Here is a 17,888-nt window from a genome sequence, read left to right on the forward strand (position 1 = left end):
AACTGTTCCAAAAGGACATCGCGACCGTTGTTGCGATGCGTTTCGAGCCGCCCGCGATCTGGCCGCAGTGGGCCGTCCAGCCTCACGACGTCTCGACTGGCACCAGAGGAACGTGGTCCGCAGGCGATCCGCTACTCTGCCGCCTTATCCACCTGGCCGAACAGGCGCGTCGGCGCCGGGAAGCCGCAGGATGTGCCGTCGGTGATCTTGACCTGATCCTCCCAGGGCAGGCGGAAGGTGCCGGCGACCATGTCCTGCATGAAGGTGTAGGGGCAATCCATCGCGCCGCCCTTCACCGCGACATAGCCGCGATGCCAGAGCTGGTAGATGTTGTTCTCGACGCCCCAGTTGATCCGTGCCTCGCGCACGAGATCGGGCCGCACCTCGGCGGTGATGATCTCGTCCGGCCGGCCTGTGGTGCCGTGCGCGATGATGGTACCGTCGAAATTGACGATCATGCCCTCGCCCATCGAATCGAACGAGCCGTCCGAGCCGCACATGCAGACATTGGCAGTCACCATCAGGTTCTGGAAGGCGTTGGCTTGGTTGGTGAAGCGCCAGCTCTCGCGGATCGGCGCGGTGTAGCCGGCGGTGCGGATCATGATCTCCGCGCCCTTGTAGGCGCATTCCCGCGCCATCTCCGGGAACATGCCGTCATGGCAGATGATCAGCGCGAGCTTGGCGCCCTTCGGCCCATCGATCACGGGAATGCCGATGTTTCCGGGCTCCCACGGTTCGACCGGAATCCAGGGATGGAGTTTGCGGTAGTACAGCTTGATCTCGCCGTGGTTGTCGATGATCAGACCGGAATTGTAGGGATTGCCGTGCGGGTTGTGCTCCATGATGGAGAAGCAGCCCCAGATCTGATTGTCGATGCAAGCCTTTCTGAAGGCGGCAACCTCGGGGCCGTCGAGGCTGCACATGATCGCGGGATTGGTGTCCATCGACAGGCCGTGCAGCGAATATTCCGGAAAGACCACGAGATCCATGGTGGGGAGATTGCGCCGCGCCTTGCCGACCATCCAGACGATCTTCTCGGTCTGTCGCTCAAGATCGGCCTTGGTCGCAACCACCGGCAGCTGCAGTTGCACCAGCCCGATGACGACGCCATTGGGCGATTTGTTGAGTCCGCCGAGCCCGTTCATGTGACCCTCCCTGGAAGTTTCAATCGACGCAAGAAACGATCTAATTGGCTTCGAGATGGCAGGCGACCCATTGATCGCCGGCGACGCTGCGCAGCTGCGGCTCCTCAGCTCGGCAGCGATCGAAGACGAGGGGACAGCGGGTGTGGAAGCGGCAGCCCCTGGGCGGATTGACCGGGCTCGGCACGTCGCCCTTGAGGATCATGGGCTTGCGTGACGCGCCCGGCTCGGGCACCGGCACGGCCGAGAGCAGCGCCTTGGTGTAGGGATGTTTGGGCATTGCGAAGATCTGCCGCCTTGGCGCGACTTCGACGATCTTGCCGAGATACATCACCGCAACGCGGTGCGTCATGTGCTCGACGATCGCGAGATCATGGCTGATGAACAAGAGCGCAAGACCGAACTCGCGCTGCAGATCCTGCAGCAAATTGACGATCTGCGCCTTCACCGAGACGTCGAGCGCGGACACCGCCTCGTCGCAGACAATCAGCTCGGGCTTGGCCGCGAGCGCCCGCGCGATGCCGATGCGCTGGCGCTGGCCGCCGGAAAATTCATGCGGCCGGCGACTCACCGCATCGCGCGGCAGTCGGACGATCTCCATCAGCTCGGCGACGCGCGCATCGAGCTCGACCGAGGTCTTCACCAGACCGAAGTTGCGGATCGGCTCGGCCAGGATGTCGCGCACGCGCATGCGCGGGTTGAGGCTGGAGAACGGATCCTGGAACACCACCTGGACGCGGCGGCGCATGTTCTGCAAGCCGCGCGGGCCGAGGTCGTCGATGCGCTGGCCATCGAGCACGATCTGACCCGCGGTGATGTCGAACAGCCGCAAGATGGCGCGCCCCACCGTGGACTTGCCACAACCGGATTCGCCGACCAGCGACAGCGTCTCGCCGCGCGCGACCTCGAACGACACGCCGTCAACGGCGTGAACCTTGCCGGTCCTGCCGCCGAACAGGCCGCCACGCAGCGGGAAGTGCTTCTTGAGATCGTTGACCTGGAGCAGCGGCGCGCTCATGCGGCGACCTGCTCCTTTACCGCGTAGTGGCAGGCCGCGATGTGGCGCGGACCCTTCTCCTCCAGCCCCGGCGCATACTGCCGGCAGAGATCGGTGGCGAGCGCACAGCGGCCGGCAAACACGCAGCCCTCGATGCGCTGCTTCAGATCAGGCACCTGCCCTGGAATCTCGGCGAGCCGTTGCGCTCCGCCTGTCAGCGACGAGCCGAGCTTGGGCAGCGCACCGAGCAAGCCTTGGGTATAGGGATGGCGCGGGATGCGAAACAGCTCGGCCACCGGCGCCTCCTCGACCTTGCGGCCGGCATACATCACCATGACGCGCTCGGCGACTTCGGCGACGACGCCCAGATCATGCGTGATCAGGATGATCGCCGCGCCGACGCGGTGCTTGAGATCCAGCATCAATTTCAGGATCTGCGCCTGGATGGTGACGTCGAGCGCGGTGGTCGGCTCGTCGGCGATCAGGAGCTTCGGATTGCAGGCCAGCGCCATCGCGATCATCACCCGCTGGCGCATGCCGCCCGACAGTTGATGCGGATATTCGCGCACCCGCCGCACTGGCTCGGGGATGCCCACCAGAGTCAGCATCTCGATGGCGCGCGCCTGCGCCGCGGGCTTCTCGAGCCCCTGATGCAGCCGCAAGGTCTCGCCGATCTGCCGCCCGACCGTGAGCACCGGATTGAGGCTCGTCATCGGCTCCTGAAAGATCATCGAGATGTCATTGCCGCGCAGCTTGCGCATCTCGCGATCTGGTAGCTGCAGCAGGTCCTTGCCGTTGAGGCGCACGGAGCCCGCGATCTTGCCCGGCGGCTCCGGGATCAGCCGCATCAGCGACATCGAGGTCACCGACTTGCCGCAGCCGGATTCACCGACGATCGCCAGCGTCTCGCCCTGATTGACATGAAAGGACACGCCGTTGACGGCACGGTTGATGCCCGCCGGCGTGCGGAAATGCACCTGCAGATTCTCGACCTCGAGCATCGCCATCGTCAGCTTCTCCCGATGCTCAAGGCATCTCTCATGGCATCTTGGCCATGCGCGGATCGAGCGCATCGCGCAGGCCGTCGCCGACGAGGTTCACTGCGAGCACCGTCACGGATAGAAAGGCGGCGGGGAAGAACACGATGTAGGGCTTGACCTGCCACAGCGCGCGGCCCTCGGCCATGATGTTGCCCCAGGATGGGATGGTCGGCGGCGTGCCGGCGCCGATGAAGGACAGGATCGCCTCGGTGATCATGGCGCTGGCGCAGATGTAGGTGGCCTGCACCAGCATCGGCGCCAAGGTGTTCGGCAGGATGTGGCGCAGGATCACCATCGGCGTGCCTGTGCCCGACGTGACCGCCGCGTCGACATAAGGCTGCTCGCGTAAGGACAGCACGACGCCGCGCACGAGGCGCGCAACGCGCGGGATCTCGGCAATGGTGATGGCGAGAATGACATTGCCGACGCTGCCCTTGGTGAGCGCCATCAGCGCGATCGCCAGCAGGATCGGCGGGATCGACATCAGCCCGTCCATGCAGCGCATCAGCACGCCGTCGGCCCAGCGCACGAAGCCCGCGACAAGCCCAATGGCAAGTCCCGCGAACGAGGCGAACACGGCCACCGACAGGCCGACCGTCAGCGAGACCCGCGTGCCGTACAGCACGCGCGAATAGATGTCCCGGCCGAGCGCATCGGTGCCGAACCAGAAATCCGCCGACGGCATCCGCGTGCGCTTGGCCGGGGCGATGGCCGTCGGATCGACCGTCCCCAGATAGGGCGCGAGAACGCCGATCAGCACGAGGCACAAGAGCAATGCGCCGCCAATCGCGACGGTGGGGTGGTTGCGCAGAAAGCCGGCGACGCCGCGCCGCACCTTCACGGGCAGCAGAAGATCCGGCAGCTGTGGCGCGACGACGAGGCCGGGCGGTGCGGACGTTGTGGTGAGAGAGGCGGTCAATAGCGGATCCTTGGATCAACCAGCGTATAGGTGACGTCGATCAGGAGATTGACGAGCACATAGAGGAAGGAGAACAGCAGCACGATGCCTTGAATCACAGGATAATCACGGCGCAGGATCGCATCGATGGTGAGCCGGCCGAGGCCGGGAATCGCGAACACGCTCTCAGTGACCACGGCGCCGCCGATCAGAAGCGCAATGCCGATGCCGACCACGGTGACGATCGGCACTGCGGCGTTCTTCAGTGCATGCACGAACAGGATGCCACCCTGCCCCAGCCCTTTCGCGCGCGCGGTGCGGATGTAATCCTGCTGCAGCACCTCCAGCATCGCGGCGCGGGTGATGCGGGCGATCAGCGCGATATAGACGCAGCCGAGCGCGATGGCGGGGAGGATCAGGTTCTTCAGCCACGGCCAGACGCCGTCGCTCAAGGGCGTATAGCCCTGCACCGGCAGCCATTCGAATTTTAGCGCGAACACATAGGCCAGGATGTAGCCGACCACGAACACCGGCAGCGAGAAACCGAACACCGCAAACGTCATGATGGCGCGATCAATGAGGCTGCCCGCCTTCCACGCCGCGATGACGCCGAGCGGCACCGCGATGATGATGGTGAGCAGCAGCGTCACCAGCATCAGCGAGAGCGTCGGCTCCATCCGCTGTCCGATCATGGAAGCGACCGGCAGGTTGGTGAAGATCGAGGTGCCGAGATCGCCGTGCAGGATGCGCCAGACCCAGCTGCCGAATTGCACCAGGAACGGACGATCGAGGCCGAGGCCGGCGCGGATGCGCTCGACATCGGCCGGGCTCGCCTGGTCGCCGGCGATCACGGCGGCCGGATCGCCAGGCGCGATATAGAGCAGGCTGAACACGAACAGCGCCACGATTGCCATGACAGGCAATGTCGAGACGATCCGCCTTGCGACGTAGGAGAGCATGGTGCCTCACCGCATCAGGCGGTCTTGGACACACCCCAGAACTGAGGCAGCGGTCCCTTCTCGATGCCGGAAATGGTCTTGCGCCAGGCGGTGTAGGTCAGGAAGAAGCCGGTCGGCGCAAACACGACGTCATCGAGCGCGGCCTTATTGATGCGCTTGGCAGCGGCCTTCTCCTCGTCGAGGCTCTTGGCCTCGAACCAGCCGGTGATCTCCTTCTCCACCACCTCGCTGCTCGGCCAGCCGAACCAGGCCTTGTCGCCATTGGCGCGCAGCGCGGTGTAGGCGGCCGGATTGACGCAGTCCGCGCCCGCATGCCAGCTGTGGAACATGTTCCAACCGCCCTGGCTCGGCGGCGTCTTCTGCGCGCGGCGGGCGCCGACCGTGCCCCAATCGGTGGCGACGAAATCGACGGTCATGCCGAGCTTCTTCAAGAGGTCGGCGGTGACGTCGCCCTGCGCCTTGGTGATCGGCTGGTCCTGCGCCACCACGCAGGTGATCGGCTCGCCCTTGTAGCCGCTTTCCTCCAACAGCTTCTTGGCGGCCGCAAGGTCGCGCTTGCCTTTCAGGATCTCGCCGCCCTCCTCGGTGTAGAGCGGGGTATCCGGCGTGAAGAAGCCGGGCAGCGGCTTCCACAGCGTATCGTCGTCGCCGACGATCGCGCGCATGTAGTCTTCCTGGCTTAGCGCCATCAACAGCGCCCGCCGCGCCTTCACATTGTTGAAGGGCGGATGCAGATGATTGATGCGGAACGAGCCGACATTGCCGAGCGGATCGCCGATATCGACCGCGATGTTCTTGTTGCCCTTCAGCACCGGCACCAGGTCGGAGATCGGATTCTCCCACCAGTCGACCTCGCCATTCTGCAGCGCCGCTGCAGCGGTGGCGGGATCGGGCATCACAACCCATTCGATGCGGTCGACGAGCATCGGCTTGCCGCCGGCGAGCCATGATGCCTTCTCCTGCCGCGGCACGTAGTCGGCGAACTTCTCGAACACGGCTTTCGCGCCGGGCACCCATTCGGCCTTGGCGAACTTCATCGGCCCGGAGCCGACATACTCGTCGATCTGCTTGAACGGATCGGTCTTGGCGATGCGCTCCGGCATGATGAAGCCGCAGGGGGCGTTGGCCTTGCCGAGCGCGAACAGCATCTTCGGATATGGCTGCTTCAGCGACCACTTCACGGTCTTGTCGTCGACCGCGACCAGCTCGTTCTGGATCGCCTTGATCATCAGACCCATCGGATCGCGGGCCGACCAGCGAGTCAGGCTCGCCACCACGTCCTTGGCGAGCACCGGCTCGCCGTCATGGAATTTGAGACCGGGCCGCAGGCGGAAGGTCCAGACCAGGCCGTCGTCCGAAGTCTCTTCCGATTCCACCATCTGCCGCTGCGGCTTGAACGAGGAGTCGATGCCGTACAGCGTATCCCACACCATCGCCGCGGCATTGCGCACGACATATTGCGTGCCCCAGATCGGATCGAAGTTCGCAAGATTGGCCTGCGGCACAAAACGCAGCGTGCGCGCGGCCGCCCCTTGCGCGATCGCCGGCGCGGCAAATCCGCCCGTCAGCGCCAGACCGCTGGCACCGGCCAGACCCTTCAACACCGTCCTGCGATCCATGATTCCTCCAACCAAAGCAGACGCAACTGGCCGCCTGCGCTGCAAGCGGCATGCCAAAGGGATAGGCAGCCGGACGATGAATCAGCGGCGCGGCGCGACCTTGGAGCCGTCCGCCATCAACGTTTGCCCCTTCTGCTCGACGATCGGGCCATAGGCGCGCGGCTGGCGGTGGAGATCGAAATTGAAGATCGTCTGCTTGTAGGAATTGCATAGATCGAGATCGCAACGCGCCAGCGCGATTTCGTCGCCCTTGGTCGCGCAGGCCGCGACGATCTCGCCCGACGGCGCAATGATGCAGCTGCCGCCGATGTGATCGACGCCCTCCTCGATGCCCGCTTTGGCGACACCTATCACCCAGGTGCCGTTCTGATAGGCACCCGCCTGCATGACGATGCGGTTATGGAATGTCGAGAGATGGTCATGCTCCGGCGCCAGCGGATTGTGCACCGGCGTGTTGTAGCCGATCAGCACCATCTCGACGCCCTGCAGGCCCATCACGCGATAGGTTTCCGGCCAGCGGCGATCGTTGCAGATCGCCATGCCGATCACACCACCGAAAGCATCCGTGACGCCGAAGCGCACGCCCGGCTCGAAATAGCGCTTCTCAAGATGCTGAAATTTTCGCCACGGCTCGTGCTCGGCGTGACCGGGCAGGTGCACCTTGCGGTATTTGGCGACGATCGCGCCAGCCTTGTCGACGAGAATGGAGGTGTTGTAGCGGTGGACGATGCCGTCCTCGACCGCAAGCTCGGCGTAGCCGAGGCAGAAACCCATGGAGAGCTCGCGCGCCAGATCGAACAGGGGTCGCGTCTCCGGCCCCGGCATCTCGCGCTCGAAATAGGTGTCGATCTCGCGCTGGTCTGCCATGTACCAGCGCGGGAAGAATGTCGTCAGCGCCAGCTCCGGATAGACGATCAGATCGCAACCAGTCGCGTGCGCCTGGCGCATCAGGGACGTCAGCCGCGCCACGACGGCCGTTCGCGTCTCCTCCCTGGCGATCGGACCGAGCTGGCCGATTGCGACGTTCACGAAGCGCGCCATGACATGTCCCTCTATTCGCCGTCACTGTCGATCCCTGACCACTGCGTTACGTCGGTAGCGCAAGTTCCGAGACCCGACATCGGCATGTAGCACGCGGCATGCCAACATCACGGTTCGCCTTCAATCCACCCATGTCGGACATGCCAGAGATGACGAACCGATCCGAGCTCCGCCTCGCCCTGACCGGCGACAGCATCATTCAGCGCCGGCTGCTGACGCGCGAGGATGATGGCCTGCGACCGCTGTTCGACCTGATCCGCGGCGCCGACATCTCCTTCACCAATCTCGAAGTGCTGCCGAACGACTTCGCCGGCGAGCCGGCGTTCGAATGCGGCGGCACGCATTTCGGCGCACCCGCCTGGGTGCTGGACGAGCTGATCGAGGCCGGCTTCGACCTGTTCGCGATGGCCACCAATCACAGCCTCGACTACCGCACGTCAGGATTGCTGCGTGCGATCGAAGAGATGGACAGACGCGGCCTGAGCTATGCCGGCATCGGCCGCAATCTCGAAGACGCGCGGCGCCCGGTCTATCACACCCACCCCAATGGCACGGTGGCGATGATCTCCTGCACCGCGACGCTGGCGAAGGGGCAGGAAGCGAGCGCACAGCGCCCGGACATGCAGGGCCGTCCCGGCGTCAATCCGCTCCGCCACAGCACGGTCTACGAGGTTACTGCCCAGCAGCTTGCCGCGGTTACCGAGATGGCAGAGCAGCTCGGCATCGAAAGCCTGCGGCAGAAGATCATCCAGCTCGGCTTCGGCTTTCCGCCTGACGATCCCGAGATCGTGGAGTTCGAGAAGCTGCAGTTTCGTGCGGCCGAACGGCCGGCGGTGCGGACGAGGCTGAGACAAGCGGACGTCGAAGGCATTGCGCGCTGGGTGCGCGAGGCGCGCGCGCTCAGCGACATCGTGCTGGTCAGCCTGCACGCGCATGAATTCGGCAATCACGAGGAGCAACCGGCCGAGTTCCTGCCGGTGTTCGCGCGCCGCATGATCGACGAGGGCGCCGATCTCGTGGTCGGGCATGGGCCGCACCTCTTGCGTGGCATGGAGATCTATCGCGGCCAGCCGATCTTCTACAGTCTCGGCAATTTCATCGGCCAGAATGAGCTGGTGCCGCGCCTGCCAGCCGACGCCTATGAGCGCTTCCGCGCCGACGCCGCGCTCACGCCGGGCATGCTGTTCAACCAGCGTGCCGACAATGACCGCAAGAGCTTCCCGTCCGACCGCCGCTTCTGGGAGACGGTGGTGCCGGTCTGCCGTTTCGCCGACGGCCGGCTCATTGGGCTCGAAATTCATCCGGTGACGCTCGGGCTCGGCAGCAAGCGCCATCTGCGCGGCCGCCCGCGTCTCGCAGTCGGAAACGAGGGCCGCCGCATCCTCGACCGCTTCGCCGCGCTGTCTGAGCCGTTCGGCACGCGCCTTGCGCTCGGCACGGACACCGCGACGCTGGCGGCGTGAGCGTGAAGTGCTAGGCGTCGTTCAACTGATCCAAGCATGCCGCACGCAAGGCGGCCGCCAGGATGGCGATAGTCCATGATCGAGCTCCGTTTCTTATTCTGCCAGGCAAATCGTCAGTCGCACCGATGCGCAGTCGAGCCGTCTCGACCGACGAGATCGATTGCCGCAGCAGGGCGAGCCCGCCGAGCAAATGCGCCTTCGCGATGAACGCGAATTGATCCGAATTTCGGATCAGCAGCGCTGGACGCCGTGAGACGCTTTATGGGATGATGCAGCTCATTCCATCTTTCAAGCCGCGCCCAGCGCGACGTGCCCCCTCCGACCGATATGAACCACCCACTCGATCGCCCGATCTGGACCGCGTTGACCACCCGGCAGGCGACCTGCGCGCAGGTTGCGGGAGGAATACGCCGCTTCGATCCCGCCTTTGGTCCGTTCGGCGCGAGCGCCGAGGGAACGGCGGAAAGCCTTGCCGGGCTTGCCGCTCTCGTGCCCGTGGGTGGGCATGTCGCGATGCTGCTTGATGAGCCGATTGCGCCGCCGCCCGGGCTTGTCGCCAGCCACACGGCGCCCGTCGTGCAGATGGTCGCCGAATCTATCGAGAGACCGCCTGCCACGCGCGGCTTCTTGGAGCTGACTGCCGCCGACGCACCCGAGATGCGCGCGCTTGCCGGCCTGACCAAGCCCGGACCCTTCGCCGAACGGACCCATGAGCTCGGCCGCTTCGTCGGCATCCGCCATGAAGGCCGGCTGGTCGCGATGGCGGGCGAGCGCTTGCAGCCGGAGGGCTTCACCGAGATCAGCGGCGTCTGCACCCATCCCGATCATCGCGGACGGGGTTACGCAGCAGCGTTGATGTGCGAGGTGGCGCGCGCCATTGTCGCGCGAGGCGAAACGCCCTTCCTTCACGCCTTTGCCGACAATACGAACGCGATCGCGCTCTACGAGCGGCTCGGCTTCGTGACGCGCTGGCGGCCGATGCTGATGGTTTTTGCGCGGGCGTAGACAATCCTCGCGTGGCACATTCCGGCCGACGCATATCGAACGTCATACCGGAGCCGGATTCAGACGGGCAAACCCCTCCTGGATCCGATAGGGATAATAGGGATAGGCCGGCATCGTGCTGCTCGCCTCGTCGAGCCGCTGCATTTGCGCTTGCGTCAAGACCCAGCCGACCGCGCCGAGATTGTCGCGTAGCTGCGCTTCGTTGCGCGCCCCGATGATGACCGAGGACACGGTCGGCCGGGCGAGCAGCCAGGCGATGGCAATCTGCGGCACCGTGCGTCCGGTCTCGGCAGCGATCGCCTCGAGCGCGTCGACCACGCGATAAAGACGCTCCTCCTCGACCGGCGGCCCCCATTGAGCGGTCTCATGCAAACGGCTCTCCGCCGGCAGCGGCTGGGCGCGCCTGATCTTGCCGGTGAGACGGCCCCAGCCAAGCGGACTCCACACCAGCGCGCCGACGCCCTGATCGAGGCCGAGCGGCATCAGCTCCCATTCGTAGTCGCGGCCGACCAGCGAATAATAGACCTGATGCGCGACATAACGCGGCAAGCCAAGTCGCTCGGCAAGGCCGAGCGACTTCATCAACTGCCAGCCGGAAAAATTGGAGACGCCGACATAGCGCAGCTTGCCGGCGGCGACGAGACCGTCGAGGGTCGACAGCACCTCCTCGATCGGCGTGAAGGCGTCGAAGGCGTGCAACTGCAAGAGATCGATATGATCGGTGCCGAGCCGTCTCAGGCTCGCATCGACGGCCGTGAGCAGGCGGCTGCGCGAGGAGCCTGCATCATAGGGACCGTCGCCCATCGGAAGACTGGTCTTGGTGGAGATCAGCGCTCGCGCGCGGCGTCCCTTCAGCGCCGCGCCCAGGATCTCTTCGGACGCTCCGTTGGAATAGACGTCGGCGGTATCGAACAGATTGACGCCGGCATCGAGGCAGATGTCGATCAAGCGGCTCGCTTCGGCGATGTCGCTCCGCCCCCAGGCGGAGAACAATGGTCCCTGGCCGCCGAAGGTCCCGGTGCCGAAGCTCAGGACCGGCACCTTCAGTCCCGACTTTCCAAGATGGCGATAGTCCATGATCGAGCTCCTCTCCTATTCTGCCGGGCAAGTCGCCAGTCGTGCTGACACGCGATCGAGCCGCAGGCTCCATGCAGCCAGGCCCAGTCCGGCCGAGGAGATCACTGCCGCGACCAGCGGCAATCCGGTCAGGCCGGCGCCATGATCGATGGTCAGCCCGCCGGCCCAGGCGCCGAGCGCGTTGCCGAGATTGAATGCTGCAATGTTGAGGCTCGAGGCGAGCGTTCGGCCGGCGGGACCGGCGCTCTCGAGCACGCGGAGCTGCAATGGCGCGACGGTCGCAAACGCTGCGGCGCCCAACAGGCCGACGAACGCGACCGTGAGGCTCTTCAGCGCCAGCACGAAGGCGAACACGACGAGCACACCCGCGAGCGCTGCAAGCGTGGCGAGCAGGGCGCGTGCGAGGCCGCGGTCAGCAAGCCGGCCGCCGATGATGTTGCCAGCCGACAACCCGACGCCGAACACCAGCAGGATCGGTGACACCGCCGCATCCGAAAAGCCCGTGACGCTGGTGAGGATCGGCTGAACATAGGTGAAGACCGTGAACAGCCCGGCGAAGCCGAGCACCGTCATGGCGAGCCCGAGCTGCACCTGCGGACGAGCAAGCACGGCCAGCTCGGCGCGGATCGGCACGGCCTCGTCGTCCTGTCCGACCCCGCCCGGCACGAACATCGCCAGCACAAGGACGGCGGCCACGCCGATCGCTGCGACCGCCCAGAACGCGGCGCGCCATCCGAACAGCAGCCCGAACCAGGCGCCGAAGGGCACCCCGAGCAGGGTGGCGACGGTGAGGCCCATGAACATGGTCGCGATGGCGGATGCGCGTTTGTCCTCGGCGACGAGACTCGTCGCGACCACCGACCCCACGCCGAAGAAGGTGCCATGAGCGAGCGAGGTCAGGATGCGCGCGCCCATCAACAACGCGTAGTTCGGCGCAAGCGCACAGGCGGCGTTGCCGAGCGTGAAGATCGCCATCAGCGCCAGCAGCACGATCTTGCGCGGCATGCGTCGGGTCGCAAGCGTCAGGATCGGCGCGCCGGCGAATACGCCGAGCGCATAGCCGGAGATGAGCAGGCCTGCCGCCGAGACCGAGACGTGCATGTCGGCCGCGACCTGCAGCAGCAGGCCCATGATGATGAATTCGGTGGTGCCGATGCCGAAGGCACCGGCGGTGAGCGCAAGGACGGCGGCAGGCAATGATGTCACTCCGATTGGGAATGGATAGGCGACGCACATAGAAGCTGCGGGCAGCGAGAATTAGCCGGCGACAAGTCCAGACATTTGTGACATGAATTCAAGAATGAGCCGCCTCGAGAGCAACCGCGCCGCCGAGATGGAGGTGTTTGTCCGCGTCGTCGACCTCGGCGGCTTCACGGCTGCGGCGCGGAGCTTTCGGCTGACGCCGTCGGGCGTCAGCAAGCTGGTCTCTCGGCTGGAAGGGCGGCTCGGCGCCCGCCTCGTCAACCGCTCCACGCGCCGACTTCAACTGACGCCGGAGGGTGAGGCGTTCTACCAGCGCGCACTGCGCATCCTCGCAGACATGGAGGAGGCCGAGCGCGAAGCCGGTGCCGGCACCGCACCGCGCGGTCATCTCGCCGTCAACAGCAACATCCCGTTCGGTATGCGCTATGTCATGCCGCTGGTCCCGCAATTCCTAGCCCAGCATCCCGAGGTGACCCTCGACATCGTTCTCACCGATACGGTCGTCGATCTGATGGAGGAGCGCGCCGATGTCGCCATCCGCGTCGGCCCGCTGCGCTCCTCGCAGCTGCTTGCGCGCAAGCTCGCGACGAGCCGCATGGTGCTGGTGGCTTCGCCGGACTATCTGGCGCGATGCGGCATGCCGAAGACGCCGGCCGAGCTGGCCGATCACCGCTGCATCGGCTGGACCTTTCCCCGCACGATCAGAGGCTGGCCGTTTCGTAAGGGCGAACGGATCGAGGAGATCCTGCCGCCGCCGGCGGCGCGGGCGAGCGACGGCGAAGCCGTCCGACTGCTGGCGCTGGGCGGGGCCGGGCTGGCGCGGCTTGCCGTGTTTCACGTCGGTCCCGATATCGAGGCCGGGCGCCTCGTGCCGGTGCTTCAGAGCCATAATCCCGGCGATCGTGAAGACATTCACGCCGTCTACGCCGGACATGGGGGGCCGCTTCCGGCACGTGTGCGCGCGTTCGTCGATTTCCTCGCGCATCACATCCGCATGCCGGATCCGTCGCTCAAGCGCAGTGCAGACGGCTCTTGGCGCCTGCATGTGGGCCGCTGAAAGCACCATCGGAGAGACCGCAGCGTGAACGCGAGACGCGACGTGGGGCGACGCCGAGCAGTGAGATCGATAGCCGCCGCGCTCGCCGCAGCCGGCGAGGAGCGGGCCGGCAAATGCGTTGCGCCGAAAAGCGAGTGGAGCAATCAATGCCGCCGTCAATGCGAGGAGCCGAAGGCGACGAAGCAATCCAGAATCTTTGCTCGCGCTGGATTGCTTTGCTGAGCCCGTCATCGGGCCGCGCATACGCGCGGACCCGTTGGCTCGCAATGACGCTGCAAGCCCAGCCATGGTCGTCGGGCATGGCAGCTCGCCGCATTTTGACTTTGGCGATCGCCATCCGGCGCGCGACCATCGCGCCCGAATAATCGAGAGGAGCTGATGATGAACGGTGCAGACCTTTTGGTCGCCGCCTTGGACAACGAAGGCGTCACGCAGATTTTCGGCGTGCCCGGCGAGGAAAATCTCGACGTGGTCGAGGCGCTCAGGCGCTCAAGGATCGAGCTGGTGCTGACCCGGCACGAGCAGGCGGCGGCGTTCATGGCCGCGACCCATGGCCGGCTCACCGGCAGGCCCGGCGTATGTCTCGCCACGCTCGGGCCGGGCGCGCTGAACTTCACCACCGGCGCTGCCTACGCACTGCTCGGCGCCATGCCGATGGTGATGATCACCGGACAGAAGGGCATCCTGACCCGCAAGCAGGCTGGATTTCAGATGGTCGACACGGTGTCGACCATGACGCCGCTGACCAAGATGACGCGGCAGATCGTAAGCCCCGCGACCATTCCTGCGATCGTGCGCGATGCCTTCCGCGTGGCGCAGCAGGAGCGGCCGGGCCCGGTGCATCTGGAATTGCCGGAGGACATCGCCGGCGCGGAAGCCCCCGCGATGTCGCCGATCCCGCCGCACCCGATCGACATGCCGGAGGCACAGCCCGCGGCGCTCGATCGCGCGGCGGAGCTGATCATGGGCGCACAGCGCCCGCTCATCATGCTCGGTGCCGCCGCCAGCCGGCCGCGCCTCGCCGCGTCATTGGCGGATTTCGTGAGGCGGCTGCAGATCCCCTTCTTCAACACGCAGATGGGCAAGGGATCGGTCGCCGGCGGCTCCGGTCTCTACATGGGCACAGCGGCGCTCTCGGAGCGCGACTACGTCCACGACGCCGTCGACCAGGCCGATCTGATTATCGCCATCGGCCACGACACTGTCGAGAAGCCGCCGTTCCTGATGGGACCCGGCGGGCCGACGGTGCTGCATGTCGGCTACCTGCCGGCGGTCGTGGAGGAGGTGTTCTTTCCGCATGCCGAGCTCGTCGGGGACGTCGGTCCGAGCCTAAGGCTCCTCGCCGACCGGCTCGAGGGCAAGCTGCCGAATGCCGGCGCCCTGCTGTCCCTGCGCGCGGAGATCCTGCGCCACATCGAGGACCGCGCCGAGGAGAGCCGCTATCCGCTGACGCCGCAGCGGACCGTGCATGACGTGCGCCAGGTGATCCCGGAGGACGGCATCGTCTGCCTCGACAACGGCATGTACAAGATCTGGTTCGCCCGCAACTACCGCACCCGCGTCGCCAACACGCTCCTTTTGGACAACGCGCTCGCCACTATGGGCGCCGGCCTGCCCTCGGCGATCATGGCCGCGCTGCTCAATCCGACCCGGCGGGTGATGGCGGTGTGCGGCGACGGCGGCTTCATGATGAACTCGCAGGAGCTCGAGACCGCGGTGCGGCTGCGCCTCAATCTCGTGGTGCTGATCCTGCAGGACAATGCCTACGGCATGATCCGCTGGAAGCAGGGCGTCGACGGCTTTCCGGATTTCGGCATGACCTTCGGCAACCCCGATTTCGTCGCTTACGCGCAGGCCTATGGCGCCAAGGGCAGCCGGGTCGAAACCGCCGACGGGCTCGTGCCGACCCTCAACGCCGCATTCGACGCCGGCGGCGTGCATCTGGTGTCCGTTCCGGTGGACTATTCGGAGAACATGCGCGTGCTGGTGCAGGAGCTGCAGGCGCATGCGCCGAAAAAGCCTTGATAGCGGGCAGCGCGCAGGTCGCGGCCCGGCTCACGCCGCCGCAGCCATCTGCCAACGCGCCGAAGCATAGGTCGACGGATGATAGGCGAGATGCGGATTGGCAGCGGCATCGCGCGCGACGAAATAGTCTTCAAGCTCGCTCACCGCGCGCTCTTCCCAGAGCTGCGCCTGCTCCAGGAGCGAGATGCGCTGGTGTGGACGGAATGCCGCCGTCTGCCGATACAGAGATGCGATGGTGCGATAGCGCCGCACGTTTTCCAGAACCGCTTGCCCGTTGATCGCCATGGATACTCTCCCCACTCCGTCCCCCTCAGGACAACGCGAAGGTGCACCGGCACGATTTTCCAAATCGCTAACGGGCGCACCCAGCAAGCGGGATGGTTGGCGAACTGTTGCCGCCGCGCCGCTGCGACCGGCCGGCCTGGCATTAACCGTGTTTCGCAAAGAGGTGGACCTGTCGCCGCCGCGCGACATCGCGGCGATGCCGCGGTCACGGCGCGGAATCGGAGGTCGCGATAGCGTGGATCAACAGCAGCGTGCCGAACAGGATGAACAGCGCAAACGCCTGAAACTCGCGGAAGGACATGCCGAGCGCGCGCAGCACCCACCCGGCCGGCAAGCCCATGGCCAGCAGCAACAGGAAAGCGGCAACGCCACGAAGAGACCGTCAAGAACCTTCAGTGCGAGGATCTTGGATGTCATCCCGCGCTCCTGCTAACGCGCCCGATCGCCACGCACCTCGCGCGGCGTCTGGCCGTATTGGCGGCGAAAGCGGCGGTTGAAGTAAGAGAGGTCGCCGAAGCCGACGTCATAGGCGATGGTTGCGATCGCCGCCTGGCTCGATCCCGGCTCGCAGAGCAGCCGATGCGCGCGCGACAGCCGCAGTCGGGTGAGGAATTCCGAGAAGGTGGTGCCGTCGGCCTCGAACAGGCGCTGCACATAGCGCGGCGTCACGTTGAGCTTCGCCGCCACGGTCGTGATCGAGATGTCGCGACGGTGGCTGTTGGCGACGATGAAGGACTTTGCCAGCCTCAGTCGGGCGGCGCGCAACCCGCGCGCCCGCACCGTGTCGGCAAAATCGGCCGCCGGCCCGATCGTCAACGCCAGCAGGTCCTGCACATGCCGGATCGACAGGTTGAGCAGTTGCGGGTCGACCGATCCGCCCACGTTGAACAACCAGCTCGCATAATTGTCGAGCAGCTTGAGCGCGCCGTGCTCGGCCGGGATCGGCCGCATCAGGGCGTCATCAATGCCGACTACGGCGGCCTCGATCGCCACCCGCGGCACCAGCAGCGTGAACGATCTGCCTTCCCTGGTGCGCTGAAACGAGGTGGGCTCGCCGCCGCTCAGGATGATGGCCTCGCCCTCACGCAGGACGTGCGATCGGCCTGCCGATTCGATCAGCGCCGAGCCGGCGCGGTTGATCGCGATCACGACATCGTCATTGCCGTCCGCGAGATAGCGGCCATTGCGGGAGACCCGCACCGGAGAGGCTTGCGCCTCCATCAGTTGGAGGCCTGGCAACATCAACGCCCGGTTGTGGGCCTCAAAAACGACGCCCGGCTCCGGTTCCAGGTCAACGCGGAGCATCAGCTGTCCATAATGCTCGCGCCAGATGGCGGCGCGATCGGATACGGGAATGTGGTCGGTCGAGAATTCAACGATACGAGGGCTTATCTCTGTCATAGGTCAAACCAAACGATTGAAAGCCAATCCCCCTGCAGCGCCCTCAACCACCAGCCTGATACCGGCTCCTCTGCTCGCACGCGTCCCCCGATCAGAGGACAAAATTCGGCGATGCAGCGCCGAGTGTGGTATGCATCACGTTCAGTCGCCCTGGCCCCGGCGATGGTCGCCACCGTCCAAGACGCGACATTGCGAGCGATGGTCTTGATGCCGTCATCGCGAACCAACGAGGCACGGGATGAAACTGTCTGGACGCTGTTTTTGCGGCGCTGTCGAAATCGAGGTTTCCGGCGCGCCGGAAGCGATGGGCTACTGCCATTGCAGCTCATGCCGCTCGTGGTCGGGCGGCCCGGTCAATGCCTTCACGCTCTGGAAACCGGAGATGGTGCGGATCACATCCGGTGCCGAGCACGTCGCCATGTTCCAGAAATCCAGCCTGAGCCAACGGCAATATTGCGCGAAATGCGGCGGGCACCTGATGACCACACATCCGCCGCTCGGCCTGATCGACGTGTTCGCCGCCACGATTCCAGAGCTGAAATTCGCGCCGGCGGTGCACGTCAACTACGCGGAGACGGTGCTGCCGATGCGCGATGGGCTGCCCAAGCTGAAGGATTTTCCAAGCGAGTTCGGCGGGTCGGGGGAAATGGTCAGCGAGTGACCCGAGCGAGAGAGG

General features: G+C 65.6%; 18 protein-coding genes. 6 read left to right on the top strand and 12 right to left on the bottom strand.

Annotated features, from left to right (window positions below):
• Window positions 1-131: 131 nt before the first annotated feature.
• The 7 genes from P6U24_RS36185 to P6U24_RS36215 form a co-directional block, all read right to left on the bottom strand.
• Entirely contained in the window at window positions 132-1,145 is a 1,014-nt protein-coding gene (locus P6U24_RS36185; protein ID WP_407157147.1) for a formamidase, read from the bottom strand.
• A gap of 40 nt (window positions 1,146-1,185) precedes the next feature.
• On the bottom strand, window positions 1,186-2,160 hold the full coding sequence (locus P6U24_RS36190) for an ABC transporter ATP-binding protein (RefSeq protein ID WP_407157148.1): 975 nt from the start codon (window positions 2,158-2,160) through the stop codon (window positions 1,186-1,188).
• Window positions 2,157-3,146 (bottom strand): ABC transporter ATP-binding protein, encoded by a 990-nt coding sequence (locus tag P6U24_RS36195; RefSeq protein WP_407157149.1) that lies wholly within the window; start codon window positions 3,144-3,146, stop codon window positions 2,157-2,159. The genes P6U24_RS36190 and P6U24_RS36195 overlap by 4 nt, the downstream gene beginning before the upstream one ends.
• A 31-nt stretch (window positions 3,147-3,177) precedes the next feature.
• Window positions 3,178-4,098 (bottom strand): ABC transporter permease, encoded by a 921-nt coding sequence (locus P6U24_RS36200; RefSeq protein WP_407157150.1) that lies wholly within the window; start codon window positions 4,096-4,098, stop codon window positions 3,178-3,180.
• The gene (locus P6U24_RS36205; protein WP_407157151.1) at window positions 4,095-5,036 is read right to left on the bottom strand and encodes an ABC transporter permease; all 942 of its coding nucleotides are present in this window, start codon (window positions 5,034-5,036) and stop codon (window positions 4,095-4,097) included. The genes P6U24_RS36200 and P6U24_RS36205 overlap by 4 nt, the downstream gene beginning before the upstream one ends.
• Before the next feature lie 14 nt (window positions 5,037-5,050).
• A complete protein-coding gene (locus P6U24_RS36210) occupies window positions 5,051-6,655 on the bottom strand; it encodes an ABC transporter substrate-binding protein (RefSeq protein ID WP_407157152.1) in 1,605 nt (534 codons plus the stop codon).
• A gap of 81 nt (window positions 6,656-6,736) precedes the next feature.
• Entirely contained in the window at window positions 6,737-7,696 is a 960-nt protein-coding gene (locus tag P6U24_RS36215) for an N-carbamoyl-D-amino-acid hydrolase (RefSeq protein WP_407157153.1), read from the bottom strand.
• A 149-nt stretch (window positions 7,697-7,845) separates the two neighbouring features.
• On the opposite strand from P6U24_RS36215, the gene P6U24_RS36220 reads away from it, so the two are divergent.
• Both P6U24_RS36220 and P6U24_RS36225 read left to right on the top strand, forming a co-directional pair.
• Entirely contained in the window at window positions 7,846-9,159 is a 1,314-nt protein-coding gene (locus P6U24_RS36220) for a CapA family protein (protein WP_407157154.1), read from the top strand.
• A 327-nt stretch (window positions 9,160-9,486) separates the two neighbouring features.
• Window positions 9,487-10,164 carry a GNAT family N-acetyltransferase gene (locus P6U24_RS36225; RefSeq protein WP_407157155.1) on the top strand — a complete coding sequence of 226 codons (678 nt, stop codon included), beginning with the start codon at window positions 9,487-9,489 and terminating at the stop codon, window positions 10,162-10,164.
• A gap of 42 nt (window positions 10,165-10,206) precedes the next feature.
• Here P6U24_RS36225 and P6U24_RS36230 read toward each other — a convergent pair whose 3' ends face one another.
• Window positions 10,207-11,241 (bottom strand): aldo/keto reductase, encoded by a 1,035-nt coding sequence (locus P6U24_RS36230; protein WP_407157156.1) that lies wholly within the window; start codon window positions 11,239-11,241, stop codon window positions 10,207-10,209.
• Between the two features lie 15 nt (window positions 11,242-11,256).
• Window positions 11,257-12,438 (bottom strand): MFS transporter, encoded by a 1,182-nt coding sequence (locus P6U24_RS36235; protein WP_407157157.1) that lies wholly within the window; start codon window positions 12,436-12,438, stop codon window positions 11,257-11,259.
• Window positions 12,439-12,541: 103 nt separating this feature from the next.
• Here P6U24_RS36235 and P6U24_RS36240 point away from each other — a divergent pair, with 103 nt between their 5' ends.
• The 3 genes from P6U24_RS36240 (at window position 12,542) to P6U24_RS36250 (ending at window position 15,526) form a co-directional block, all read left to right on the top strand.
• Window positions 12,542-13,501, top strand: coding sequence for a LysR family transcriptional regulator (locus tag P6U24_RS36240; protein ID WP_407157158.1), 960 nt, complete (start codon window positions 12,542-12,544; stop codon window positions 13,499-13,501).
• Between the two features lie 146 nt (window positions 13,502-13,647).
• Window positions 13,648-13,866 (top strand): hypothetical protein, encoded by a 219-nt coding sequence (locus tag P6U24_RS36245; RefSeq protein ID WP_407157159.1) that lies wholly within the window; start codon window positions 13,648-13,650, stop codon window positions 13,864-13,866.
• Between the two features lie 13 nt (window positions 13,867-13,879).
• Window positions 13,880-15,526 carry an acetolactate synthase large subunit gene (locus tag P6U24_RS36250; RefSeq protein ID WP_407157160.1) on the top strand — a complete coding sequence of 549 codons (1,647 nt, stop codon included), beginning with the start codon at window positions 13,880-13,882 and terminating at the stop codon, window positions 15,524-15,526.
• A gap of 30 nt (window positions 15,527-15,556) precedes the next feature.
• Here P6U24_RS36250 and P6U24_RS36255 read toward each other — a convergent pair whose 3' ends face one another.
• The 3 genes from P6U24_RS36255 to P6U24_RS36265 all read right to left on the bottom strand — a co-directional run bounded on the left by P6U24_RS36255 (window position 15,557) and on the right by P6U24_RS36265 (window position 17,116).
• Entirely contained in the window at window positions 15,557-15,811 is a 255-nt protein-coding gene (locus P6U24_RS36255) for a hypothetical protein (RefSeq protein WP_407157161.1), read from the bottom strand.
• A 205-nt stretch (window positions 15,812-16,016) separates the two neighbouring features.
• A complete protein-coding gene (locus P6U24_RS36260; RefSeq protein WP_407157162.1) occupies window positions 16,017-16,163 on the bottom strand; it encodes a hypothetical protein in 147 nt (48 codons plus the stop codon).
• Window positions 16,164-16,240: 77 nt separating this feature from the next.
• A complete protein-coding gene (locus P6U24_RS36265) occupies window positions 16,241-17,116 on the bottom strand; it encodes an AraC family transcriptional regulator (RefSeq protein WP_407157163.1) in 876 nt (291 codons plus the stop codon).
• Between the two features lie 334 nt (window positions 17,117-17,450).
• Here P6U24_RS36265 and P6U24_RS36270 point away from each other — a divergent pair, with 334 nt between their 5' ends.
• The gene (locus tag P6U24_RS36270; protein WP_407157164.1) at window positions 17,451-17,873 is read left to right on the top strand and encodes a GFA family protein; all 423 of its coding nucleotides are present in this window, start codon (window positions 17,451-17,453) and stop codon (window positions 17,871-17,873) included.
• Window positions 17,874-17,888: the final 15 nt, after the last annotated feature.

The sequence above is a fragment of the Bradyrhizobium sp. STM 3557 genome (assembly GCF_045571465.1).
Taxonomy (GTDB): Bacteria; Pseudomonadota; Alphaproteobacteria; order Rhizobiales; family Xanthobacteraceae; genus Bradyrhizobium.

Excerpts from the sequence above, each read along its gene's own strand:
- P6U24_RS36225 (WP_407157155.1), top strand. The coding sequence starts at position 9,487 with ATGAACCACCCACTCGATCGCCCGATCTGGACCGCGTTGACCACCCGG.
- P6U24_RS36195 (WP_407157149.1), bottom strand. The coding sequence starts at position 3,146 with ATGGCGATGCTCGAGGTCGAGAATCTGCAGGTGCATTTCCGCACGCCG.
- P6U24_RS36255 (WP_407157161.1), bottom strand. The coding sequence starts at position 15,811 with ATGGCGATCAACGGGCAAGCGGTTCTGGAAAACGTGCGGCGCTATCGC.
- P6U24_RS36270 (WP_407157164.1), top strand. The coding sequence starts at position 17,451 with ATGAAACTGTCTGGACGCTGTTTTTGCGGCGCTGTCGAAATCGAGGTT.
- P6U24_RS36245 (WP_407157159.1), top strand. The coding sequence starts at position 13,648 with ATGCCGCCGTCAATGCGAGGAGCCGAAGGCGACGAAGCAATCCAGAAT.
- P6U24_RS36240 (WP_407157158.1), top strand. The coding sequence starts at position 12,542 with ATGAGCCGCCTCGAGAGCAACCGCGCCGCCGAGATGGAGGTGTTTGTC.
- P6U24_RS36220 (WP_407157154.1), top strand. The coding sequence starts at position 7,846 with ATGACGAACCGATCCGAGCTCCGCCTCGCCCTGACCGGCGACAGCATC.
- P6U24_RS36215 (WP_407157153.1), bottom strand. The coding sequence starts at position 7,696 with ATGGCGCGCTTCGTGAACGTCGCAATCGGCCAGCTCGGTCCGATCGCC.
- P6U24_RS36210 (WP_407157152.1), bottom strand. The coding sequence starts at position 6,655 with ATGGATCGCAGGACGGTGTTGAAGGGTCTGGCCGGTGCCAGCGGTCTG.
- P6U24_RS36205 (WP_407157151.1), bottom strand. The coding sequence starts at position 5,036 with ATGCTCTCCTACGTCGCAAGGCGGATCGTCTCGACATTGCCTGTCATG.
- P6U24_RS36190 (WP_407157148.1), bottom strand. The coding sequence starts at position 2,160 with ATGAGCGCGCCGCTGCTCCAGGTCAACGATCTCAAGAAGCACTTCCCG.
- P6U24_RS36265 (WP_407157163.1), bottom strand. The coding sequence starts at position 17,116 with ATGCTCCGCGTTGACCTGGAACCGGAGCCGGGCGTCGTTTTTGAGGCC.
- P6U24_RS36185 (WP_407157147.1), bottom strand. The coding sequence starts at position 1,145 with ATGAACGGGCTCGGCGGACTCAACAAATCGCCCAATGGCGTCGTCATC.
- P6U24_RS36250 (WP_407157160.1), top strand. The coding sequence starts at position 13,880 with ATGATGAACGGTGCAGACCTTTTGGTCGCCGCCTTGGACAACGAAGGC.
- P6U24_RS36230 (WP_407157156.1), bottom strand. The coding sequence starts at position 11,241 with ATGGACTATCGCCATCTTGGAAAGTCGGGACTGAAGGTGCCGGTCCTG.